Source organism: Bacteroides reticulotermitis JCM 10512 (assembly GCF_000517545.1).
GTDB lineage: Bacteria > Bacteroidota > Bacteroidia > Bacteroidales > Bacteroidaceae > Bacteroides > Bacteroides reticulotermitis.
Map to the genome: position 1 here is coordinate 116,120 of NZ_BAIV01000014.1, position 21,438 is coordinate 137,557.

Below are 21,438 nucleotides of genomic sequence, written 5' to 3' on the forward strand. Positions count from 1 at the left end.
ACATCCGGCAAAGCCTACTGTAATAGCTAAACTAAAGAGTAAAGTACTTAATAAATTTAATTTTTTTCATTTTGTTTAATTTTTTAATAATTAATAATCCGCTATTTTAATGAGTCTATTTTTTTTTCTAATTCTTCCAAGTTATGCTCCGCTTGAATGGAACCCTGTTCCTTGGCTTTCTCCAGCCATTGCCGCGCCTGAATGTAATCACCTTTCAGAAGATAATATACACCACAGTCATTTATATATTCGGGAGTCCCCTTCAGCGCTTTTTCCAAATATGCTGCAACACGATCCGTCACCACGCCTTGCATAAGTAAGGAAGAGGCTGCGTTTAAGTTTGCAATCGGGTCATTGGGATAGAGGCGTACCGCTACCTCAAAGATGTCACCAAAACGGGAATCAGTGCTCTTGTAACTGTTAGCAAGGCGGAACATCTCCTCCATACTCAATTGCTGCGGGTGTTTTTGGAACACTTCCTTGGCTTCCTCCTCGTTGAATGCACGCACTCTATAATCTATCCGTCCATCCACTCTGCGCAATTGTGGGAAAACGTTATTCAACAATTCCTTGTATGCCCTTCCTTGATCCAGTATCTTAAACAAGGATTCTTTTTTGTCAACAGGCTGCTCCAGTTCGATAATTTGCAACAGTTCGTCCTTATATCCCGATGTGGACACCTGCATCAACTTCTTAAATCCGTTCCAGTCTTCACCCCCTTCTTCTACCTGATAGAGCGATTTGAGGCTGATAGCACTGATGAGGTGCTGGCGCAATGACTCTGCACGGCCTTTGGAAAGGCGCTTGTTTAATTCTTCGCTTCCCTCGGGAGACGTATTTCCTTTAATGGTGACCCCCGTAATCGTCACGTTCTTGTCTGCATTAAGATCTTCCACCAACTCTTTGATTTTAGTAAGTTCCGTTGCATTATTGCGGAAGTCACGATAAATCTGCGTCTTTCCAACAGGGAAATCAAGATATAATTCGTATAACTCATTGCGTTTCTTTATCGGTTCCATCTCGGGACGGATAAACGCCAGCAATGGCTGTACATAATAATCTCTCTTGATGATTTCCTCCGTGATGTGATTGGAAAGCCGTTCAACGGATATCTGTTGAGAATGTCCGGCACAACCGCAAAGGTCTTCCATTAAATCAACACGGGCATTCTGCATCCACGGTTCGCAAAAGATGCTCACCCGATAATGTACAACATCGTTGCTACCGCTTTTCAACTCTGCATAATCCGTCTTCGGCATACCCTTATTCGATTTAATCTGACGCCGATAAAGTTTATGACGAACACTTCCATTGATAATAATGGAGGGTAACTGACGGTTATGCTGGTCAGTGGCAATCAACGGAGTTATCGTAAATGCACGCTCTCGGTCAATAGTCAGTCTGCTAACCGCCAATTCCAAATCCACTATGATGGAGTCGCCACGATGAACCACCTCTTTCGTAGCAATATTCAACTTACCGCTGTAGTGCGGTTGCTCTTGCGCAAATGCTGTATTTGTGGCAAGCACTACCAATAAAAGGCAAAAATTTATACTAAAGAACTTTTTCATACTTTCCATTTATTTGATAACGTATATCAGATTTAGTGCCACTTTAGTGGGACCCAGGTATTCATGTTTGCTTTTACCTATTTTGTCACCGCATGTTTTACACTCATATTTGTCATGCTCCATATGGATATAACCCATTCCTATCGATGCTTCAAGACTCCATCGACGAGACAATACCCATTGGTATCCCCAGGACAGACCCATACCGTACATATCACCCTGATAACGGTAATCTTTCAAGGTACACAACACTCCGCCCGGTAAATCCAAACCTCCCATGTTATAATGGGAATACAATGCATGAAATCCGAAGAAATGGGAGTAGAACGATTCACATAACCAGTAACGAAGCTCCGGCTGCACCATGATATGTTTCAGTTTTTTATTGTCGCTGAATGTCCAAGGGTTATAATTCAAGGGGACATCAAGCGTAAAATGCTTACTCAACCGGAACTCGGCACCCAGATTGAACGTAGTGGTGACATCATAGAGTAGGTTCGTTTTTACGGTAATGTCCTGTCCTTGTAGGCTTGCTGCAGGAAATGACATTCCTATCAATATCCCTAATAATGTCCACCTGAACAATTTGTTTTTGTACATCATTTTTTCCTATTATAATAATATGGTTACATTAAAAATCACACTAATAATAAATTGCATGCAGGAATTTCGGAAAGAAGTTGATGAAGCATTGTATTGGCAACACCCAACTTCTGCGCAGCAATACCAGATCCATAACAATCGTAAACCCACATTTCCTGCTCGTCATCGGCTACTGGGCGTATACCATCACCTAAGGCAAGAAGAACCTCATAAAGATTGATAGATTGAATATCCCGACACAACTCCCATGATGAGAGCAGTCTGGGATATTCATTATTATGTAGACGGACAAACCCACCAGACTCTAGACAACGAAGCACAAAATATCCGTCATGACAAATCATCCGACCCTGCAATACAACGGAAGATTTTCTTTTTTCTGCAAGACATTGAAGTATACGCAATGCATCGCGTGTTCGTTTAGTAAGCATTTCTATAACTTTCTTTTAGTTTATAAATTTAATATATTCCGACATTATTATAATCTGCCCGATAATTCTGTTGATGTGCAAAAATCGCAAATATTAAGGAAAGGAATGCGAATAATCATAAAAACATAGAATGAATAATCATCAAATCGACAGTTACCATTACGCATTTTTATATAACCACGCCTATCCCCTTCTGGTGGCATTAGAAGCCTTATTCGAACCAATCTGAACACCGAACCTACTTTTAGTAATTTAAATACCCCCTAAAAATCGCAATAGAGGGCATTTAAACTACTGCAAAGTTCCATCTTTCCAATTTGCATCAAGAAAATAAAACTCACGATAGCTCTTGATTCACATCATGAGCATATCTTTAATTTAGAGTAAAGTACAATAATGTTTCTCCTAAATTTTCGTTAGCAATGAACATATACATACAAAGAATAATATGCTCATAAAGACAATGCAAATATGAAGATTTATTCCAAGAATAGGTTATATAACTATTAAAAAAATAGACTGAATAATCATCAATCAAGGTATCTAACAAATATAAACAGGAATTTAAATTAGAAATAGAGAATTATCCACAAGCAAATTTAGGCAGTTTATAAAAATCATATAAATAAAAAAAACTAATTATACGATTATACACTAATATATTATACGATAATCAACATTAAAGTACTTATATATTGAATTATCAGCTTCACTTTTTTTTTAAAAGGGAAGCACACATTTAACTTCAGAGTTATGCAGTAATAGTCCAGTTAAGTTTTTGCTATAATCATCGTCAGATGTATTATCTGTATTCTTCAGAGTGAAAAAAATAAATTTATGACAGAACCATATAACTGGAGGCGATAGGAACCTGATGAATATAAAAGGTTCATCCGACAAATGGATAGTTTTTATATAAAAATAAGCTGGTAAATCATTATCTTGCGAGAGACGAATCAAGCATTATTATGAATACCAGCTTTTTGTACCACGCTTTAGGCGTTCGTGAGCAGAAATCCAATCCTTTGGACACATATATAAAGGATGACTCGCTTGATAAAGCCGATCACCGAAGCAAAAAGAAAACCAATTGCAGAACTTGTAGCCTTGCAGGGTAATGACAATTCTGGGATATTAAGGATGCATTCCAGTGTATCCACTCCCTCCGTTCTCACTACGGGGATTGAAACCGAGTCTGATCTAGAGTTCCAATAGATTCTGCATTCCGTGTAGGCGATATTGCGGATATCAAATGTAAAGTGGAAGTTACGCTTATTACTCCTTATTTAATCGGTAGCTTAGTGCCCCCGAAGGACATTTGTTTATCTGAGCAATTAATTGTTCTGTAGTCGCATTTCCCGGTTTTACCCAAGGTCTGTCTCTAGGATTATACACTTCAGGTAGCATTTTCACACAAACACCTGCATGCAGACAAAGTTCAGGTTGCCATACAATGGTAAGTTCACTATTGGTATATTCAATTTTCTTTTCCATGTTTTTAGTTTTATAATTTAGTCGATCTTATAGTTTCCTCTGTTACACGTTAATCCCTTTCATCACAATACGTCTCCAGTCCTGGTGCTTTTTGATATATCCTGCGACAAAAGGACAAAGGGGGATAAGGCGCAACCCATTCTTCTCTATATCCGTAAGAACTTTTTCAACAAGCTGACTGCCGATGCCCTGTTCTTCGAGAGCAACAGGAACTTCAGTATGAGTCAGGTATATTTCTCCGTTATTTGTTTTTATGTATTCTACCTTAGCAAAATACTTTCCTACATGAAACTCATATTGGTTCCCATCTGCATTGTTGATTAATTCGTAATTTTCCATTGCTGAATAAGTTTTTTTAGTTTGTAGCTTATTTGTATAAACGCTTTGTAGTTGAATATTGTTTATTCCTTTATTTTCTTATGGACTTTCTTTTTCGAATCCACAACCTCATAAATACTAATAAACACAAATATAGATACAGACAATGCATTGCAGACAATAAGATTTAGATAAGAACTAAACAGAATAAGGACAACTAAAGCCACAATCGCTACAGTATGAGACTTTGCTATAATCCTGCATGTAAACCATTTGTATACCATATTCGCAATCAGGTAAATGATCGGTCCCACGATTATTACAAATACGTCAGATGCACTCATATATCCCAACGGATGATTGACTACCAGTTCATCTCCTACCGCACAAAGTATCAATGCGCCTACTAAGATAACATGTATCGAGTGATATTTCAAGCCCAGCAAGCCCGGATTATCTACTTTCATTATTTTTTCCGCTCCGGCTTCACTGCTTGTATCGAAATAAATCCACCACATAGCCAGACTACCGACGAATGATATAAGTGCTGCTAAAACAATAGGAGTTGTCCATACTTCGATCTCACTTAATGAAGCGCCCGACATCAAAATCGTTTCCCCAAAAGCAATGATAACAAATAGCTGGCTTCTTTCGGTCAGATGATGCCCGTCTATTGTCCAGTCTTTAGTCGAATCTGATCGACCCAAAAGGGGAGGTAAAAGCCGAACATTGGTGCGGTGTAGTCACACAGGACGGCTATCGCCCATAATAACAGACGTATATCTCCTTCCTGAAAAGCACCAATTATCCAAAAGACTGCCGATATGATAAACCAGCCTAATATACGGGTGTAATTCGGTGTTAATTGATGCTTCCTGCCCAGCATAAATAGAATGGACGCTGTACGGCCGACCTGAATGACCACATAGCAAAGGGCAAATATCCATCCCCTTTCGCCAAAAGCCTCAGGAATGGCTACCGCAACCAGCAGCCCGATCATCATCAGCACAAATAATATGCCTCTTATACTGCGGATATTCGGGTCGAACCAGTTTGTCATCCACGTAGTATGCTGCCAGCCGAGCCATACAGCAAACCAGAGTACGGCGCTTTGCAAAAAGCCTGTCCAGTTAAGATGATGTAAAAAGTTATGAGACAGTTGCGTCACAGCAAATACATATATCAGATCGAACAGTAACTCGGAAAAAGAAACGGTAGCAATTCCTTCTCCGCGCTTGCGCAGGAAGGAATGTGAGGTATGTGAAAAATGAGCCATAAGTTTATATTATTACTAGTTCTATTATTGTTATATTATTATGCTCAAAAAGAATCGGCTTGTGATTTAGCCAATCTATACTTGAGAGCCAGTAGTGTCTCTAACTCCGGTCTATATAGGTCTATATTTTCAAAAAACTGCAGGATAGCCTGCCTGAACTTTTCCTTGGTTTAGTATAAGCAAGTATTGATAACTTTCTCCCGCAAGAACTTCCACAGGCGTTCTATCAGGTTCAGGAAATAGGGCGGAAGAAATACAAGTTTTATCTTTGTAGTTTCCAACCATTCGGTTTCCTGTAGTGTATAGTCGATGCCCAAGCGCTCTTTGATCCAGACCGCAACCGATTGGGCTTCCGTGTACAAGCTACGGTTTAACTCCCTGCGCAATTCACTAATATGAACACAACTCAACATGCCCCAATAACCTTTGTAATCGGTTTGCAGGTACACTTCCAAGCCATCTTCATGATAAGAATCAGCATAACGGTAAACCGTTGAATCATCAATATCAAGATAGTCGGATACTTCTTTGGGGCTAAGACCTTTACCGATCATCAAGATGCAAGTGACCTTCACATAAGAACGTCGATCAGAAAAATTACGCTGGTAACGTTCTAAGATTGCGATTTCGGTTGATGACAGGGAAATATTCATAGCGCAAAAATAAATATTTTCTATCAAATTCTCGCAATCTTATTGCTTTTGAGTATAAGTTATTGATTGTTAGATAGAACGCATCTCAAAAAATGTCATTTTTTCGCACAACCGTATAACTAAAAAAAGCGGGTTCATCTCTCATTTGAGATTCGCCCGCCAACTGGTTAGGTATTCCTCCATAAATTAAAGAATAATGCAATTATACTAAATATTATCCAATTCTAATCATCTCATCTTATTTTTTAGTTTGCTGGACAAAATCAGCAATAACAAAAAGGGACTATTTTTCTGCTATTATTTGCAACAACTTTTGGTTTTGCCACCGCAAAAACTTTATTTCTTCTTGGAGCCAAGCTATATCCTTATTTTTTGAGAGAATAAACTCGTCCATAACTAAATTGGGAGAATAGCTATCACAAATAGCGTGAAACACATTGCAAAAGTCTATTCTTTCTCTTTTTTTAAAGTATCAAATTGTTCTTTCTGCTTATCTAATAACTTTTCAAATAGTTCAATAGCTTGTTCTATCGGGAAGTTATTCAGTGTTTGGTTATTACCTACAGCAGTTTTGACACCGCAATTTTCGTAGAAATTATTAGTATTATAGAGAATTGTTTCTTCATTATACTCTTTTAATCCATCCACAGTAACACCTAACGCTGAAGCTATTTGATCTAATCGGTCATCATCAATTGTTTCATTTTGTTCAATCTTTGAAACAGCTTGCTTTGTTATACCTAGCAGTTGTCCTAACTCAGTTTGACTCATCCCCCGAAGTCTTCGTACACGCTCGATCTTCCTCCCAAGATGGTGAATTCTCACCCTATCTATTGTTTCCATGTATCTATATATTTTAGACTGCTAACTTAAACTATGATTACTTTATGTATTTTTTTAATAACTCTATTTTCTCCTGCTCACTTTTCAACAGACGCTCATACAACTCAACTATCTTCTCAAGTGGATTTATTTGTTGGACAATAGCGTATGTGGTAGCTCCTTCAGCAATGTTTGCATCTCTATAGTTATGATGACTAATATTGAAAAAAGTTTTTTCTACATCAAAGTCTTTAATCATTTCAGCAGATACGCCTAAGACAGTAGCTATTCTACCAAAAGTCCCTCATCTATTTCGTCTTGCTTCTCTATCTTTGAAATTTCTTGTTGACTAACGCCGAGATCAGTCGCCAACGCTTCTTGTTTCATTCCTAAATAAACACGAATTTTCTGTAAATTACGTCCGACATGCCTACGGCTTGTTCTTTCTTCTATTTCAGCATCCATATCTTTTTTTATTTGAGTACCTCTAGGCAAAGATAGTAAGAATTAACTGAATTCAAATAAAAGTAGACTCTATTTTTCTGCTTGACAACGATACTCACTAAATAAAATCTCAGAAGATTATGCCGATAGCCACCTCAGCACAACACGTTGTGACAATACACCGAAAAATGCGGGAAGATTTTATTTCAATTCCACAAGGTACAATCAATTCAGTGAGTATCTTATTTAACAATTTGAGCTTTTGCGGAATATTGAATTTGCCTCCACCAAATCCCCGGCATACCAATTTGGTATCTCACAACGGGTAGCCCCTCCCGTAAATGGGACTACCACAGGATCCAGGCTACGAGGCTTGAAATCCGCAAAGGATTGGCAGCCCTCGCCCCCTGCAGGACCATGCTGTGGCCTTCTATGTTCTTGGAGGTACCCCTTGCTGCCAAGGATGAGACCGCCAGAGGGCAGCTCAGCAACGGCAGCCGGGCTAAGTTATGGTTACAGTCTTCCTGTCGGGGGACGGCTTGGCGTAGAGTTCGGCATTGCCGCGGGCTACCTCAGCGGCACGTACCATGTCTACGACTACTGTATGGACCACCGGTTGTGGAGTTGGCTGCAAAACCCGGAAGCGGAACTACTGAGGCGTTACCCGCATCGGCGTCTCGCTGGTCTGGCGGTTAAACGGCGGAAGCACGGAATGAAAGACGGCGCATTGGTATGGTTGCCACTAATATGGATAATGACTCTTTTTAATTGTAAGTCCTTGGTGAACCCTGTCAACGCGTAACCTAAAATCGGTCTACCTTTGCAAGAAAAAAGGAGTTTATGCAAAGTAAGAAATGGACTTTGTCGATGTTTGAAACGATTTATGAGCGTTATCAGGAAAGTGGATCAACCCTAAAAGCCTTTTGTTCGAATGAAGGCATCCAGCCGGACCGGTTCTACGAATGACGGAAGAAGCTGTTAACAACGAAAGGTGAATTTATCCCGGTCAAGATAAATGACAGGGAACAATTACAATTACCCGGACGTGAAAATTCCCATACTCACCTTTGCGATCCTGTAGGTAACCAGAGTGCTTGCGAGATCGTCTATCCCAATGGTGTAACTGTGCGGCTGAACGGTCCGGTATCACCGGAGATGCCACGCACCCTCATCCTTTTAAACCAGAACCGTTCCTATGTTTTGCCTGAATGAGTCGAACAGGTATTATTTATACCCGTATCCGTGTGATATACGGAAAAGCTTTACGTTCTGAGTGGTATTGTGACAAGCCAAATGGGTGTGAATGTCCGCAGCGGAAATGCTTATATTTTTATCAATAAAGAGTGTACATCTATGAAGATACTTCATATGGAATGCGGTGGTCTGGTCATCTACCATCTCCGGATCGAGGAAGGCTTCTTCCATTTGCTTGCCATCGACATGGATGAAGGCCGGACAAAGGCGGTTGAAACCTTCTGGAATGAACAGGTGCTGCTTGTTCAGGGGATAGATACCACCAAAGCGAAACGCCATAAAAGGTGGAATCCTGGGAGTTGGATTTTTAACATATTACAACATTACGATTATTGCGTTTTTGCCTGGAAATCACTATCTTGGTGTCATAATTAAAATTAAGCCGGATACGCAATGCCGATCGCAAGCCTTATAAAGCATCTCATGGAAAAGTGTGATCTCCTTTACAGGGAGAACAGCCGCCTGAAAGATATAGCTTCAGTAAAGTTGGAGCAGCTTGCTATAAAGGATGCTTATGAGCGGCAACTGTCAGAAAAAGATGCTATAATCGCAAAAAAAGATGCAAGGATAGGTAATCTGGAGAAACAGGTTTACGAACTCCAGCGTCAACTATACGAAAAAATCCGAACGATTTATTAAACCCGTTGCCCTTAACTGCTGGCTAGACTTCGAAGGTTTTGATATATTGCCGGATGAAGCGGAAGAAGCCCAGGCTGCCGAAAAAGAAATAAAAGCAGCCAAAGCAGCTATAACGACCCGCCGGGTTGCAAATAAGAAACAGCCTGTGCGCAAGCCCCTGCCGGATGACCGGTCGCGTGAAGAAGTCCACATCTATCCTCAAGGCTATAATGAAGAGGAATGGACACTGCTTCCCGGAGAAGAGGTAACGGAACTCCTGATGCATGAACCCGGTAAGTTCTATGTGAAGCGGATCATACGCCATACGGCAAAGCGGAAAGATACAAAAGAGATAAAAACCGGTGTGATGCCGGTTCTGCCGATAGCCAAAAGTTATGGTTCCTCCTGCCAGCTGGCAGACTTGGCAACCGGCAAATATGTTGACCATCTGCCATTAAACAGGCAGATAGAGATGTTCAAGCGTGTAGGGGTATACCTTCCACCCCGACCGTCAACGGCTGAATTAGGGAAACCGCCGATTTATTACGGCCCTTGCACTTCCGGCTGCAGGAACTAGTAATGGAAGCGGATTACTTACAATCAGACGAGACAACAAGACCTATTGTGCGGGTCGAAAAACACAAGACAGTCAAAAGATATATCTGGCTTGTGCGCAGCGTCATGGACGGAGGCCAATTCTTCTATTACGATCTAGTGGTGAAGTCATGCTGAAGCTCTTCGGCAAGTTTAAGAGTGCTTTACAAACTGACGGGTATGAGTGCTATGAACTACTGGACGCAAAGAAAGGCATCATGCTCCTGGGATGCTGGGCGTACGCAAGGCGTCACTTCTGGGAATTGCAGGGCAATGATGAATCGCGTGCCGAATACGCTCTCAAACAAATCCAGCTCCTTTACGATGTGGAAAGGCAAAACAGATGATACGAACCTTAGCCATGAAGCTAGGGCGGAACTCCGCTCGCGCCTTGCCTACCCTACACTTGTGCGATTCGAGAAATGGCTCATTGCCGAATATCCGAAGGTGGTAAAGACAAGCCCTATCGGCAAAGCTATAAAATACGTATATCAACGGTTTGACAAGCTGTCCAGATATCACCTTGACGGCAGGTACAGGCCCGATAATAATTTAGCAGGGAACTCCATACGTCCTATAGCTGAGGACGCCGCAACTATTTGTTCTGTGGCAACAATGACGCTGCGGAAGACGCCGCTGTTATCTACTCGTTTATGGGTTGCTGTAAAGCCTCTGGAGTAGACTTCCGCACATGGCTAATTTACTTCCTGGATCATGTCCATGATTATGACAATGACTACACGAAAGACCTGACAGAAATATTACCTGATTACCTAAAAGCTGCCGGAAAACTGTCACCTCACTCAATCCACACCAATGACCGGGAAATTATCCCGGAAAACCGGCTTTGATAAACAATAACATGGTAAGCGTCTCCGCGATGCCGTCTTGACTCGCATGCCGTAGCCCTGTACCTTTGCAAAAAAAGATCATGGAAAATAATTTCGTAGAAATAAATAAATCATCAGTACAGATGAGAGCTATTGAATGTTATAAAGAATATTTAAAGAAAGATTCATATTTATCATTCAAATCTTATTGCCGGGATAATAACATTAAATATGAAAAAATCTTAGATTGGGCTCAACGTCGTGGAATCTTTATGCGGCAGCTTCAGGCGGCGGTGAGGGGCGAAGGTATCACCAATGATGATCAACAAACTTTTATCCAGTTCAGGGCACAAAGTCATCCTATTATGACAGACCGTGTACTCAAAGGTGTCAGCATAACCTTTCCAAATAATGTCAATCTGACTTTGCAGGAATGTACGGCGGAAAGCCTGATTTCGTTATTGTCATTGTATCATCCTGAAAAGTAGTATTCTATGTTTGGCCTTAACGATAATGTAAGGTACTTTATGTGCCAACACCCTGTTCGTATGAATAAAGGGATTGATGCATTGTTCAATCTGATCAAGGCCGAATCCCCGCTTTCTCCAATGAACGGTGATATCTATATCTTCTTTGGCCAGAACAGACAAAACGTAAAGATATTAAAATGGGATACGGATGGTTTTCTGTTATATCACAAGCGCCTTGAACGGGGCAGTTTTGAACTACCTAAAATTGATCCGGCTACAGGCTATTATGAGCTATTCTGGGAGACTTTCAGCTTCATCGTGTCGGGGCTCTCCCTAGATAGCGTTCGCTTCCGCAAGCGCTACAGGATACTCTTTTTATCCATTTAACTATTTAATAATCAATTAAATAAAACGAATTAAGGCTTACTTATATCCATATTTTTCGTACCTTTAAGGCATAGTAAGAAACAGGATGGAAGCTATATTGACGGCGCAATTGGAAGCAGCCAATGTGTTCAACAAGCAGTTATTGACCCAGATAGAAACGCTGTCTGCGACGATCAAATCCATGTAAGGAACCATCGCTTCCTTACAGGAAGCCTTACTTCAGAAAGACGAATCCCCCACTAAATCAGCAAATAAAATAAGAGGCATATCCAAACTCATATCCAATAAATCTGAAAAGCAGTCCCAGCCTAGGCAGGAACAAAAAACAGCATCCGGGCAAGTAAAGCCAAAAGCTGACCTGAAAGCCCGCAAGAATAACGGGGCAAAACGGGATATGCATTATGAACTGGAAGAAGTGGTTAAAGATGTCTATCCAGACGATACGAAGTTTGATATACGAACGGCTATCCAAATCGGCATCCGTGAATCTATCCGGTACCGGATGGTTCCGATGAAGTTCCAGAAGATAGTCTACAGGCTCCATACAGACAGGATGAACGGATTTACTCCTGTAGGGCAAGCCAGGGGCTCCGCTCCAGAACTCAAGTTTTGACGGTTCCTTTATAGCAGGAATGGCACAGCTCAGGTATATCTACTCAATGCCTGTTGAGCGTATAGTCAGGTATTTCAATGACAACGGCTTCCATGTAAATAAGGCAACGGCAAACGGGTTGTTGTCAAAAACGGCGGATATGTTCGAAAACCTTTATACAGCCTTGGACGGGCTGTATTGGAAGATAATTACATAAGCTGTGATGAGACATATTACAAAGTAATGGACAGAACTGGGAATCCGGACGCGCTGAACATCAACAAGGAATATATCTGGGCCATGTTTGCAATGAATCTCAACCTGGCATATTACTTCTACGAGAATGGTTCAAGCCGGGGTGATGTTATACATAAGAAACTGGAAAAATATAAAGGAACAGTCCAGAGCAATGGATATGCGCCTTACAAATCGCTGCGTGGTGAAATCCTCAGGGTGTCATGCTTCCAGCATTGTAAACGCAAATTCCTGGATCTACAGGGTAATCCTGATGCGGATAAGATAATAGAACTAATCAACCGGCTGTATCAACAAGAACATAAACATTGTATTGGAGCGGATGAATGGACACAGGAGGATAACCTGAAATGGAGAAGAAAATACTCGAAAGATATCATGAAAGCCTTGAAGGTTGCGCTCAAAAGGATAATATCTTCGCCGGAATATCCCCCAAAGAGTCAGATGTATACAGCAGCAAACTATATGCTGGGTGAATGGAAAGGCCTTGAGAATATCTTCTCTTCCGGAATTTATAAACTTGATACGAATACTATTGAAAGGCTAAACCGTTACATATCCCTTTCCAGAAGGAACTCACTTTTCTTTGTCAGCCATAGAGGAGCCGAAAGAGGCGCTATCTTCTACTCGCTGGCTTGTTCGTGCAGGCTCGGCGGAATCAACTCCTTCGAATACCTTAGCGATGTGATCAACAAAGCCGCATCACTTCCGCCGGATACATCACTCGAAAAATACCGGAACTTACTTCCTGACAAGTGGAGTAAAAAATAGCGGGAAACATTGTCCTGCTTATTTTTTACGTAATAGACGTCTTCGCGGAGAGGCTTACCAAAAAAAACACTGATACCCGCCCATAATCCTTGTAGATGGGTGTCTGATCCCGGAATAAGTTCATGTAATACATATTTTGCATCGACTATATAGAATCGAGGTATTAAGTTGCTTCACTGGTGAGATCTTTTTTAGCACATTAGACAGGGTTCACCGAAGACTTACAATTAAAGAGCACCATTACGTATATCTTTCTTGCCTTAATACTTACGCTGCTACTATGGAGTGCCTTATTTGAAGTTTAAAAAAACTCCTATCCACACGGACGGAAGCCTACTTGTTACTATTACGAAAAAGTAATCTCGTACAAACTAATCGTGCGGACTTTGACACACATTTCCTTTTAAAAAAACAGTTCCCCTACCCTCACGGGCAGGGAAAATACCGGACCTGGCATAATAATTATGCCATACTCCCTAACCAAATCGGTGCAAGCACTCGTGTCATCCAGAAGCGTGCCTTTTATATCTGACTAATCATGCTTGTTCATGAACTGTCCAACTCTTCCGCATGATTCATAATGTATAACGGCATACGTCACAATAAGACAGGTTATGTATAGGCCCAGTATGCTTGCTATTATTGTCATAGGGCATTTTTTAAATTCGGTATGGAATATCGTAAAATTTATGATTATTCATATTTAGCATTTATTCCTCTAAAGCAATACCAACTAAAAGAGCCACTGATGTGACTACATGCCGCTGTATGAACAAGATTATGTAATGACGCTTCATGTTTTCGACTATCCGTTAATGAATCGTAAAAACCGGACTAAAAAAAATCATAAATATACAATTTTCCTAATATACGTTTTTACACCTATAGACTTATACGTTTTTTTTAAAATCTTAATTCTTCTTTACACTTTCTTTGAATCAAAAATTTAAATTGCGTTTATTTCATTCGTATGAGAGAGAGAGAGTAGACGCCTCGGCAAAAACGGTGAGTAAGGGCTGGCCTGGTGGACGAAACTTTGCTTCAGTACGCTGCCGGGTTTACCGACATCGAGATTGCGGGCGGTTCCTTACTCCCTTCTGGCGACGAGTTGATCTTTGGATAGACGGGGCTACCCGCGTTAGGTAAGCCTCTACGTACATATTTTAACCCTTTGTTCTGTCGGAGCAACAACGTAAAAGTATTGAACTTAAATGTATTGACTTAATGACTGCGCATATTCTACAAACTCTCGTTTTTTTTATCCTGCCTTGGGTCAATCCTCCGCAGGATACACCACATCCGGGGGGATTCCAAGGATCCGCCCTGGGTGCTAAAATATGGTATTACCCGATTAACCGTACCGAACTCCGCACGGATTACCGTAGGAATGCTTCCATGTTCGCTGCGCTGGACACGCTTCTCGGTTCAGGCGCTTTGGCGCAACAGGTGGACACCGTGTTTATTACGGCTGCCGCATCCCCGATAGGCCATGCGGAGTACAACCGGAAACTGTCTTCCGCACGGGCACATGCCATGAGCGAGTATATCGGACGTCGCTACGGCATTGAAAATGCGCGTTGCCGCATCAAGTCGACAGGCGTAGACTGGGAGGGGTTCAGGTCGTTGATGGAAAAGGACGAGGACTTCCCCTGCCGTGATGCCATACTGGCACTGACAAACAGTTCTCGTGATGAAAACGGCAAGCTGTGGCTGCTGCGTTCCGTATGCGATAAAAGCACGCAGGAGCGCTGATAGGCGAAATTTATCCCCTGCTGCAATATGTCTCCGTACGGGTGCTGCTTAAGGACAGCAGTGAAATCCCGGCCGACGGCGGAAGCCGCTCAGACAGCTAGTGGAAAGCCCGCGCAACTCCCGCCTGCAAGTAGCGGACACCCTCATCAGGATACCTGCTGTCCAAGTGGTGATGAGGGATACGGTATATATCCGGCAGACCGATACCCTGTACCTCTATAAGGAGGCTGAAATCCTCAGGGAACCGGAAAAAGCCGGGGGGAACGGCACCGACAGATCCCTGCACCTTGCCCTTAAGAGCAACCTGCTGTACGATGCCGCCCTGCTGCCCAACCTGTCCCTCGAAGCTTACCTAGGGAACAACTGGTCGGCCGTTGTGGAAGGCAACTGGAGCTGGTGGTCAAAACCGCGTGCTGCAGGCACGCGGTGGTACCACCGCGTGCAGCTCGCCGGGGTAGAACTGCGCCGTTGGATCGGCACGCCGGGCCCGTTGCAGGGACATGCCATAGGCGTCTATGGCATGGGCGGGACTTATGACATACGCCTGTTCCCCAAGAATGAGCGGAGCCTCGGACGGCTGAGCAACTGGAGCTGGACGGCAGGGTTGAGCTACGGGTACAGCTTTCCCGTGGCAAAGAGGATAAACGTGGAACTGGGACTGGCCGCTGGATACGCCACCGGTCACTACTACCTGAACGACTGGTGCGTGGAAATCAACGAGGGCGCAAAACGTGCGGAAAAGAAACTCCACTACTGGGGGCCGACGAGGGTAGGGGTTTCTCTGGTATGGCTTATCGGTACGGTCAGAAATAAAAAATAAGGATGATGGAACAACTAAAATCTATTTTCAGCCGGGGGATGTCAGGAAACGGAACAGCCATAAAGTCTGCGTTTCTGGCCGCTTTCCTGGTTCCGCTGATTTCCTGCACGAACAGGGAACTGTATGCCTGCCCGGATTGCGAGACGCTCCCCGTGCAGGTGATTATACACTGGCAGGACGCCCCGCAGGAGTCATTGCCCGAATTCATGCACACCGTGTGGTACCCCTCGCGGGGCGGCGAAAGGACGGTTGCCGACCTGAAAAGGGACGGCGGCCCCGAACGGCTTGCACAGGAGCATTACACCGCTGCCTGCTTCGATTACTACGGTGAAAATGGCCTGGAGTTCCGTGGCTCCGATACTCCTGCCGGACTGGAAGCCTATACCCCCGCCGAGAGCGGGCTGTACAACAGGTACGGGGATCCTCTTCCCGGCGAGCCCACCGTTGCCGAACCTAAAACAGCGGCTTTCTACACACATACCTGCCCCCAGGACGTGGATATGGAATCCGTTGCGCCGGGCGATACGCTCAAATTGCATTTCTATCCAGAGAACGTGTTGCGCGAGTTCACCTTCCTCATACATGGGATAAAGGGCGTCAAGAACATGGCGTACAACAGCGGGGCGATATCGGGCATGTCGGCTTCCTACTTCATTGTGCGGAACCAGCTTTCACGATCGCCGTCGACGGTCCTGTTCGGCAACGGAGGTTTCAGGGCAATCGTCAACGGGAGAGCCTATTCGTGGAGCAGGGAGGAGCGGGAGGCTTTCTCCCGGCTGAACCCCGACTGGGATAACGAGGCTTCCGCAGACTGCTGGAAAGACGGTTGGATAACGGGCCGCTTCCGTACTTTCGGACCGGTGGACGGGCAGACGCCGATAAGGCTGACCATCGAAGCGGTTTCCAACGCGAACCTCTACTACACCGGAGCATGGGGTTACTGGAAAGGCGCCTGGGACGAATCGGTCCTCAGCCAGGTTCAGAGCGCCCTGCTCGGCAGCGGAGAAGGTACCGTTGAGGAGCGCAGGCAGTGGTGGCGGCAAAGGAACGGGGGGTACGACATCGTGCTGGACAACTTCGGACGGTTGGAAGTGCCGGATGTGGATGTGAATCCTCCCGGACCCACTCCGGGCGAAGGCGGAATAAACGTGGGTGTCGGTGGCTGGGAATCAACACCGGTCTACGAATAAAAAAATGTACAGGAAATGTCCCCGCTGGCATTAATAATATGACATATAAACGTTGAAATCAACTATGTTGAAAAATAATGCATTAATGTGCTATATGTGTAATTTAATTAATTTCTAAAAACAATGAAAAGTAATCTGGTATTCAGAAGCCTGCTGCTGTTGGCAGCAGGGTGTGCCTTCCATTCGTGCTCCGAGGAACTGGTGGAAAGCAACGTGCCCGCAACCGGGCGCAACGAGATCTCGTTCCGTGTCAACGGTTCGAAAATGACCAAAGCGGCAACTACCACGCTTGCCACGCTGAACAACTTCACCCTGACCGCCCTCACGGGTAGCACACCGGATATAGTGATGGATGCGGTGTCCGTGGTACGCAGTCAGGACGGTTCCTTGTGGGAATACTCTCCCAAGACGCTATGGCCTGCCACGCAGGTAAACTTCTTTGCGTACTCCCCCGCCAACACGCCCAACGTGACGGCAGGTTTCAAGACCAAGACCGACCATACGCTGACGTACACCGTCCCCACCGAGGCGCAGAAGCAGGAAGACTTCCTAGTTGCAGTACAGGAGAAGACTGCCGCTGCGGGCAACACCACCGTGACGCTCAACTTCAAGCACGCCCTTAGCCGAGTGCTAGTCAACGCACGCACAGCTACACAGCTGAAAGACATCCCCGTCACAGTCACCAAGGTGACGTTCAAGAACCTCGCTACTACGGGCACGCTGCAACTGGCAAAGGACGTCCCGGCAAGCACGGGCACTCCTGCAAAAACGGTGAGTAAGGGCTGGCCTATGGACGATACGCCGCTGCTGTACGCCGCCGGATTTACCAACACCGAGATTGCGGACGGCTCTTTTGATCCTGCCTATGTGACGCTGTGGACCGGTGTGACGGGCAAGGAAAGCTACGAATTCAACCTAGTCATCGGTACGGGCGCAGGAACCAGCCGCTGGAAGCCATTGACATTAACGTCAATATGCAGAGTAAGCATTCGGGAGTCTGTGCAGAAACTACTTTTAGAAAAATAGTGGTCCTCTTAAGCTCACACTTTTCCTTTACATCAATTCCAGAGTTTGTATTTGGATTACATATTTAAATCACAAGATAAAGTTCTTTTTTCTGTATTTCATATTTTATCAACAATAAGGACATATATAATGATAATAAAGGCAAGAAAGCCCTTAGTCTTCTTTTGAGTTCGTCCATCCCCATTATGGTGATACAGCGTGTCAGGGTATATATGGTCATAAAGATGTTAACCTCACTCAACACATTGGCTTTGCCTTTCATCAAGGTATACGTAAATCCCCATTGGCGTTTTAAAATTCCAAATTGATGTTCTATAATTTGTTGCCTCAATTTATAGTAATTCCTATTTCCTATAACCCTTGCGTTATTTTCATCTATTACATCTTGATATTCACTTCTTTCTATTACATTTTTCTCTTATTGAGCAATCTACACAGGCTGATGTTTTATATACTTTTGATCTATAATTGGGGCGGTTTCTCCATTTCCCTGTTGTTGTCATTTGTTCTCCACAAGGGCATATATAATAATCTCCGTCATTTATATAATGAAATTCAGCCAGTGGTATGGAATTAGAATTAGGCGATGTTGATGGCATAGGCGATGAATAAGTACATATCCCTGAATATTTGCAGGCTTGTAGTTGGTCGCCGCTAGTGTAACCGGCGTCGCTAAGTGTGTTGAACGAATCTAATTGTAGTAGTTCCTGAACAGTCAATGCTGCTGTTGATAGTTCTCTTTTATCAGTTGATGCTCCAATATGAGAGTGAACCAATAATTTGTGTTTACTATCAGAGGCTGCTTGAACCGCATATCCAACTCCTGATACATTATTGGTTAACATTAATGCTCTTGAATCTTTGTCTGTCAGACTTATTTGAGTATCATTACTATTCTTCAATTCCGTATCAAGAGTTTCGTATTTCTTACGCCTGTCTTGTTGTAATTTAATCTTAGATTCAAGAAGTTCTTTTTCTTCTTCTTTATCAGCCTTATCTAAAGCTACTTCAAATTCTTTAATACGGTTATCTATATATTCAAGATGTCTGTCTATCTTTTTTTTGTGTATAATTGTTTCTGAGACTATTTTGGGCAAATATCTTAAAAGAATCTATACCTATGGTTTCGCCTTCTATCAGATCCATATCCTTTAGCATAAGAACAAACTGCCTAAAGACTTTTCTAAAAGCCTCCGCATTATTTTTTCTAAAATAAGCAATTGTTCGAAAAGAGGGCATTAAGCTCCTAATAGCCACCATAATTCAACATTTACTTTACAGGAGTGCTCCAACTTTCTTGATGACCTTATTGAGTGCTTATAACCATATAAATACAATTTTAGTAATGTTGCAGGATTACACGGTGGCCTCCCTCCTGATTGAAGTTTGACATGTTTAAACCCAAGCCCATCTATAGGTAAGATATCCACAAATAAATCAACAACCCTTGCCCAGGAATCCGGAGCAACCAATTGTTCAAGAGCTATCATTTGAACTTGATTTCTGTTTTCTCCTACTATGTAGTTCATAAATATATTGTTTAGTTTCTTTCTATAAATATAAAAAAAATAAATGATAATTCAATATAGCTTCTAAGGTTTTTGCACAGACTCTCGGGGCTTACTCTGTACGTTACGTCAAGGATTAAAGAAACGCCGTGCGTTAGCGTGGTGCTAGTGATGAATGGTGCATGTAGTACCTGAACAGGCAACTAAGCAATTGAAAGTTTGGGGTCACAACGGGTGTCCCCAAACTCAAGTGGCAAAATCTCTGGTAAAGAGTAAGGCTTCTCGGGCTACATGCTTTTTATTCTCAAATTTATGATTATATGAAGGTAGTAATCTCACTATAAAAATGCTTCGTAATATGTAGAATGCGGATTAGGCGGAAAGTTGAATAGTGAAGTCCTATTTTATCCACCCAAAATCCCCTTCTCCTTAATTGTTATAGTTTGCAAAAGATTACTTAACTGGGTAAAGGCTTGCAATTGTTTTTCCAAACTTTTCGTCATAGCCAAAATATCATCATGTGGCAAGTCCAGAATATCAATCATATTAAACACTGTGTCCGACAGATTGCCACTATATAAAATTTTCAATTCCTCTAAGAGGTTCTTACATTTTACATCCGGATAAACTTCGTATTCATAAGCATCATTTATTTCCATAAAATCCTCTAGATCCTCCTGAACTTTTTCAGAGTAAGCTTGAGTCTCTCTAAATCGGATTTTCAAACGCTCCAATGCCGTTGCCAAGTCAGAAGCTTCCTTTAACCTAAATGCATAAACGATTATTAAAAGACAAGTGACTCCAACAGCACCAATAATAATTTTCATAATACATTTTCTTTGTAGTTAAGTCGAACAAAATAATTATTTCAGTCGGCATGCACAAATTTAGAGAGAATTACCCACATAATCGCAATCTGAATTAATGAATATTATGTGATATTTTATCATACCTCTGGACATACCATCACTCCCATTTCGCCACCACCTCCCAGTCGTCAGGAACAGGTTTCTTGCAACCATTCTTTCCATGTGGCAAAGTTCCCACCACTAAATCGCGATTCTCCACCAACGACCGCCGCACTTGCTTCAACATCACCTCAGCCAAAAAAAGTCAGACGGATAATGCTCATCACGCATCCAATCACATGAATGTAATGCCGTATACAGACATCTCTCCCCTTCTTAACTTTGCTAATCGTAGACTTAGAAGCATCCAATTCTGCTGCCAAAAAGTCATACGTATTCAATTTATCCAGATTCAATAAAGTTACCATTAATTTACTTATTGGCTCATAAGAAATCTTTTCCATATTTATTTCTGTGTTTTAAAGTTAGTATTTGCGGTTAAATCTTATTCCTTTAACAAAAAAGATAAATAAACAGTACCTATATATGTACTATTTTCAGCCCAATCACATCTATTTTTGTATCGCTATTCCAAAAATAGAATCGTCAATTAAATAAAAAAAATCCCATGAAACCACTTGAAGATATTTACGTATCAGTATATGAAAACGTTTATTCCAAAAAACCAAAGACCGTGTCTTTCCTACAAATTATCGGCAACTGTATCCGTCCAGTGTACGCTAGTTCCATTAACTCTATTCGACACTATTACGCTGATGGCGATCGTGAAGCCGCCCAAAAACTAAAAAGCCAACTCCCTTGCTTCACCCCTGCCGGAACATTCGAAGGTGCTCACGCTATCCGTAACTACCGCCAAAGCAGCCATATCATCGGGCTCGACTACGACCATG

27 protein-coding genes and 4 pseudogenes are annotated in these 21,438 nt (G+C 42.6%); 17 read left to right on the plus strand and 14 right to left on the minus strand.

From position 1 onward, the window contains the following. Window positions 1-101: 101 nt before the first annotated feature. The 10 genes and pseudogenes from JCM10512_RS10180 to JCM10512_RS10220 form a co-directional block, all read right to left on the minus strand. Window positions 102-1,571 carry a DUF3868 domain-containing protein gene (locus JCM10512_RS10180; RefSeq protein WP_158332206.1) on the minus strand — a complete coding sequence of 490 codons (1,470 nt, stop codon included), beginning with the start codon at window positions 1,569-1,571 and terminating at the stop codon, window positions 102-104. A gap of 9 nt (window positions 1,572-1,580) precedes the next feature. Next, window positions 1,581-2,174: a DUF3575 domain-containing protein gene (locus tag JCM10512_RS10185; RefSeq protein ID WP_081741282.1), complete on the minus strand. Its 594-nt coding sequence runs from the start codon at window positions 2,172-2,174 to the stop codon at window positions 1,581-1,583. 35 nt (window positions 2,175-2,209) lie between these two features. After that, window positions 2,210-2,494, minus strand: a complete 285-nt coding sequence (locus JCM10512_RS10190; protein ID WP_148298364.1) for a hypothetical protein — start codon at window positions 2,492-2,494, stop codon at window positions 2,210-2,212. 1,386 nt (window positions 2,495-3,880) lie between these two features. Then, window positions 3,881-4,099, minus strand: a complete 219-nt coding sequence (locus tag JCM10512_RS10195; RefSeq protein ID WP_044162711.1) for a (4Fe-4S)-binding protein — start codon at window positions 4,097-4,099, stop codon at window positions 3,881-3,883. A 42-nt stretch (window positions 4,100-4,141) separates the two neighbouring features. Then, entirely contained in the window at window positions 4,142-4,438 is a 297-nt protein-coding gene (locus JCM10512_RS10200; protein WP_044162713.1) for a GNAT family N-acetyltransferase, read from the minus strand. A gap of 62 nt (window positions 4,439-4,500) precedes the next feature. Beyond that, a complete protein-coding gene (locus JCM10512_RS23820) occupies window positions 4,501-5,124 on the minus strand; it encodes a low temperature requirement protein A (protein WP_244437100.1) in 624 nt (207 codons plus the stop codon). Continuing rightward, the gene (locus JCM10512_RS23825) at window positions 5,088-5,693 is read right to left on the minus strand and encodes a low temperature requirement protein A (protein WP_244437102.1); all 606 of its coding nucleotides are present in this window, start codon (window positions 5,691-5,693) and stop codon (window positions 5,088-5,090) included. The genes JCM10512_RS23820 and JCM10512_RS23825 overlap by 37 nt, the downstream gene beginning before the upstream one ends. Window positions 5,694-5,863: 170 nt before the next feature. After that, window positions 5,864-6,346: a helix-turn-helix domain-containing protein gene (locus JCM10512_RS21365; RefSeq protein ID WP_052517178.1), complete on the minus strand. Its 483-nt coding sequence runs from the start codon at window positions 6,344-6,346 to the stop codon at window positions 5,864-5,866. Between the two features lie 447 nt (window positions 6,347-6,793). Next, window positions 6,794-7,189: a helix-turn-helix domain-containing protein gene (locus JCM10512_RS10215; RefSeq protein WP_044162715.1), complete on the minus strand. Its 396-nt coding sequence runs from the start codon at window positions 7,187-7,189 to the stop codon at window positions 6,794-6,796. A 37-nt stretch (window positions 7,190-7,226) separates the two neighbouring features. Beyond that, window positions 7,227-7,633, minus strand: a pseudogene (locus JCM10512_RS10220) (helix-turn-helix domain-containing protein). A gap of 442 nt (window positions 7,634-8,075) precedes the next feature. Here JCM10512_RS10220 and JCM10512_RS24830 point away from each other — a divergent pair. The 16 genes and pseudogenes from JCM10512_RS24830 to JCM10512_RS10275 all read left to right on the plus strand — a co-directional run bounded on the left by JCM10512_RS24830 (window position 8,076) and on the right by JCM10512_RS10275 (window position 18,171). After that, the gene (locus JCM10512_RS24830) at window positions 8,076-8,414 is read left to right on the plus strand and encodes a DUF3575 domain-containing protein (RefSeq protein WP_044162716.1); all 339 of its coding nucleotides are present in this window, start codon (window positions 8,076-8,078) and stop codon (window positions 8,412-8,414) included. A 38-nt stretch (window positions 8,415-8,452) separates the two neighbouring features. Further along, on the plus strand, window positions 8,453-8,578 hold the full coding sequence (locus tag JCM10512_RS24575; RefSeq protein WP_262482597.1) for a hypothetical protein: 126 nt from the start codon (window positions 8,453-8,455) through the stop codon (window positions 8,576-8,578). A gap of 327 nt (window positions 8,579-8,905) precedes the next feature. After that, a complete protein-coding gene (gene tnpB, locus JCM10512_RS10235; protein ID WP_244437104.1) occupies window positions 8,906-9,241 on the plus strand; it encodes an IS66 family insertion sequence element accessory protein TnpB in 336 nt (111 codons plus the stop codon). Window positions 9,242-9,289: 48 nt separating this feature from the next. After that, window positions 9,290-9,505, plus strand: a complete 216-nt coding sequence (locus tag JCM10512_RS23830; protein ID WP_244437108.1) for a hypothetical protein — start codon at window positions 9,290-9,292, stop codon at window positions 9,503-9,505. Next, window positions 9,501-10,061, plus strand: a complete 561-nt coding sequence (locus JCM10512_RS23835; protein WP_439644370.1) for a hypothetical protein — start codon at window positions 9,501-9,503, stop codon at window positions 10,059-10,061. The genes JCM10512_RS23830 and JCM10512_RS23835 overlap by 5 nt, the downstream gene beginning before the upstream one ends. A gap of 2 nt (window positions 10,062-10,063) precedes the next feature. After that, window positions 10,064-10,425: pseudogene (locus JCM10512_RS24580) on the plus strand (IS66 family transposase). Next, entirely contained in the window at window positions 10,403-10,759 is a 357-nt protein-coding gene (locus tag JCM10512_RS24585) for an IS66 family transposase (protein ID WP_262482599.1), read from the plus strand. The pseudogene JCM10512_RS24580 and the gene JCM10512_RS24585 overlap by 23 nt, the downstream one beginning before the upstream one ends. Continuing rightward, window positions 10,678-10,929, plus strand: a complete 252-nt coding sequence (locus JCM10512_RS23845) for a hypothetical protein (RefSeq protein WP_244437118.1) — start codon at window positions 10,678-10,680, stop codon at window positions 10,927-10,929. The genes JCM10512_RS24585 and JCM10512_RS23845 overlap by 82 nt, the downstream gene beginning before the upstream one ends. 80 nt (window positions 10,930-11,009) lie before the next feature. Further along, a complete protein-coding gene (locus JCM10512_RS10245; RefSeq protein ID WP_044162718.1) occupies window positions 11,010-11,396 on the plus strand; it encodes a hypothetical protein in 387 nt (128 codons plus the stop codon). 39 nt (window positions 11,397-11,435) lie between these two features. Then, a complete protein-coding gene (tnpB, locus tag JCM10512_RS10250) occupies window positions 11,436-11,765 on the plus strand; it encodes an IS66 family insertion sequence element accessory protein TnpB (protein ID WP_262482600.1) in 330 nt (109 codons plus the stop codon). Between the two features lie 632 nt (window positions 11,766-12,397). Then, the gene (locus JCM10512_RS25235) at window positions 12,398-12,574 is read left to right on the plus strand and encodes a hypothetical protein (protein ID WP_148298365.1); all 177 of its coding nucleotides are present in this window, start codon (window positions 12,398-12,400) and stop codon (window positions 12,572-12,574) included. Continuing rightward, complete coding sequence (locus JCM10512_RS21375) at window positions 12,556-13,383, plus strand: IS66 family transposase (protein WP_052517180.1); 828 nt, start codon at window positions 12,556-12,558, stop codon at window positions 13,381-13,383. The genes JCM10512_RS25235 and JCM10512_RS21375 overlap by 19 nt, the downstream gene beginning before the upstream one ends. A 1,224-nt stretch (window positions 13,384-14,607) precedes the next feature. Then, window positions 14,608-15,135, plus strand: a complete 528-nt coding sequence (locus tag JCM10512_RS10260) for an OmpA family protein (protein WP_044162723.1) — start codon at window positions 14,608-14,610, stop codon at window positions 15,133-15,135. Between the two features lie 172 nt (window positions 15,136-15,307). Beyond that, window positions 15,308-15,955 (plus strand): DUF3575 domain-containing protein, encoded by a 648-nt coding sequence (locus tag JCM10512_RS10265; RefSeq protein WP_148298366.1) that lies wholly within the window; start codon window positions 15,308-15,310, stop codon window positions 15,953-15,955. 2 nt (window positions 15,956-15,957) lie between these two features. Continuing rightward, complete coding sequence (locus JCM10512_RS10270; RefSeq protein ID WP_044162724.1) at window positions 15,958-17,145, plus strand: DUF5119 domain-containing protein; 1,188 nt, start codon at window positions 15,958-15,960, stop codon at window positions 17,143-17,145. 123 nt (window positions 17,146-17,268) lie between these two features. Continuing rightward, window positions 17,269-18,171, plus strand: a complete 903-nt coding sequence (locus JCM10512_RS10275) for a fimbrillin family protein (protein ID WP_044162726.1) — start codon at window positions 17,269-17,271, stop codon at window positions 18,169-18,171. Window positions 18,172-18,235: 64 nt separating this feature from the next. Here JCM10512_RS10275 and JCM10512_RS25070 read toward each other — a convergent pair. The 4 genes and pseudogenes from JCM10512_RS25070 to JCM10512_RS22495 form a co-directional block, all read right to left on the minus strand. After that, window positions 18,236-19,700, minus strand: a pseudogene (locus JCM10512_RS25070) (IS1182 family transposase). A 383-nt stretch (window positions 19,701-20,083) separates the two neighbouring features. Next, window positions 20,084-20,506: a hypothetical protein gene (locus tag JCM10512_RS10290; RefSeq protein WP_044162728.1), complete on the minus strand. Its 423-nt coding sequence runs from the start codon at window positions 20,504-20,506 to the stop codon at window positions 20,084-20,086. A 139-nt stretch (window positions 20,507-20,645) separates the two neighbouring features. Further along, window positions 20,646-20,774 (minus strand): hypothetical protein, encoded by a 129-nt coding sequence (locus tag JCM10512_RS24590; protein ID WP_262482598.1) that lies wholly within the window; start codon window positions 20,772-20,774, stop codon window positions 20,646-20,648. Between the two features lie 4 nt (window positions 20,775-20,778). Next, the gene (locus tag JCM10512_RS22495; protein ID WP_148298367.1) at window positions 20,779-20,991 is read right to left on the minus strand and encodes a hypothetical protein; all 213 of its coding nucleotides are present in this window, start codon (window positions 20,989-20,991) and stop codon (window positions 20,779-20,781) included. 164 nt (window positions 20,992-21,155) lie between these two features. Here JCM10512_RS22495 and JCM10512_RS21990 point away from each other — a divergent pair. Then, window positions 21,156-21,438: pseudogene (locus JCM10512_RS21990) on the plus strand (BT4734/BF3469 family protein); the annotation flags it as partial.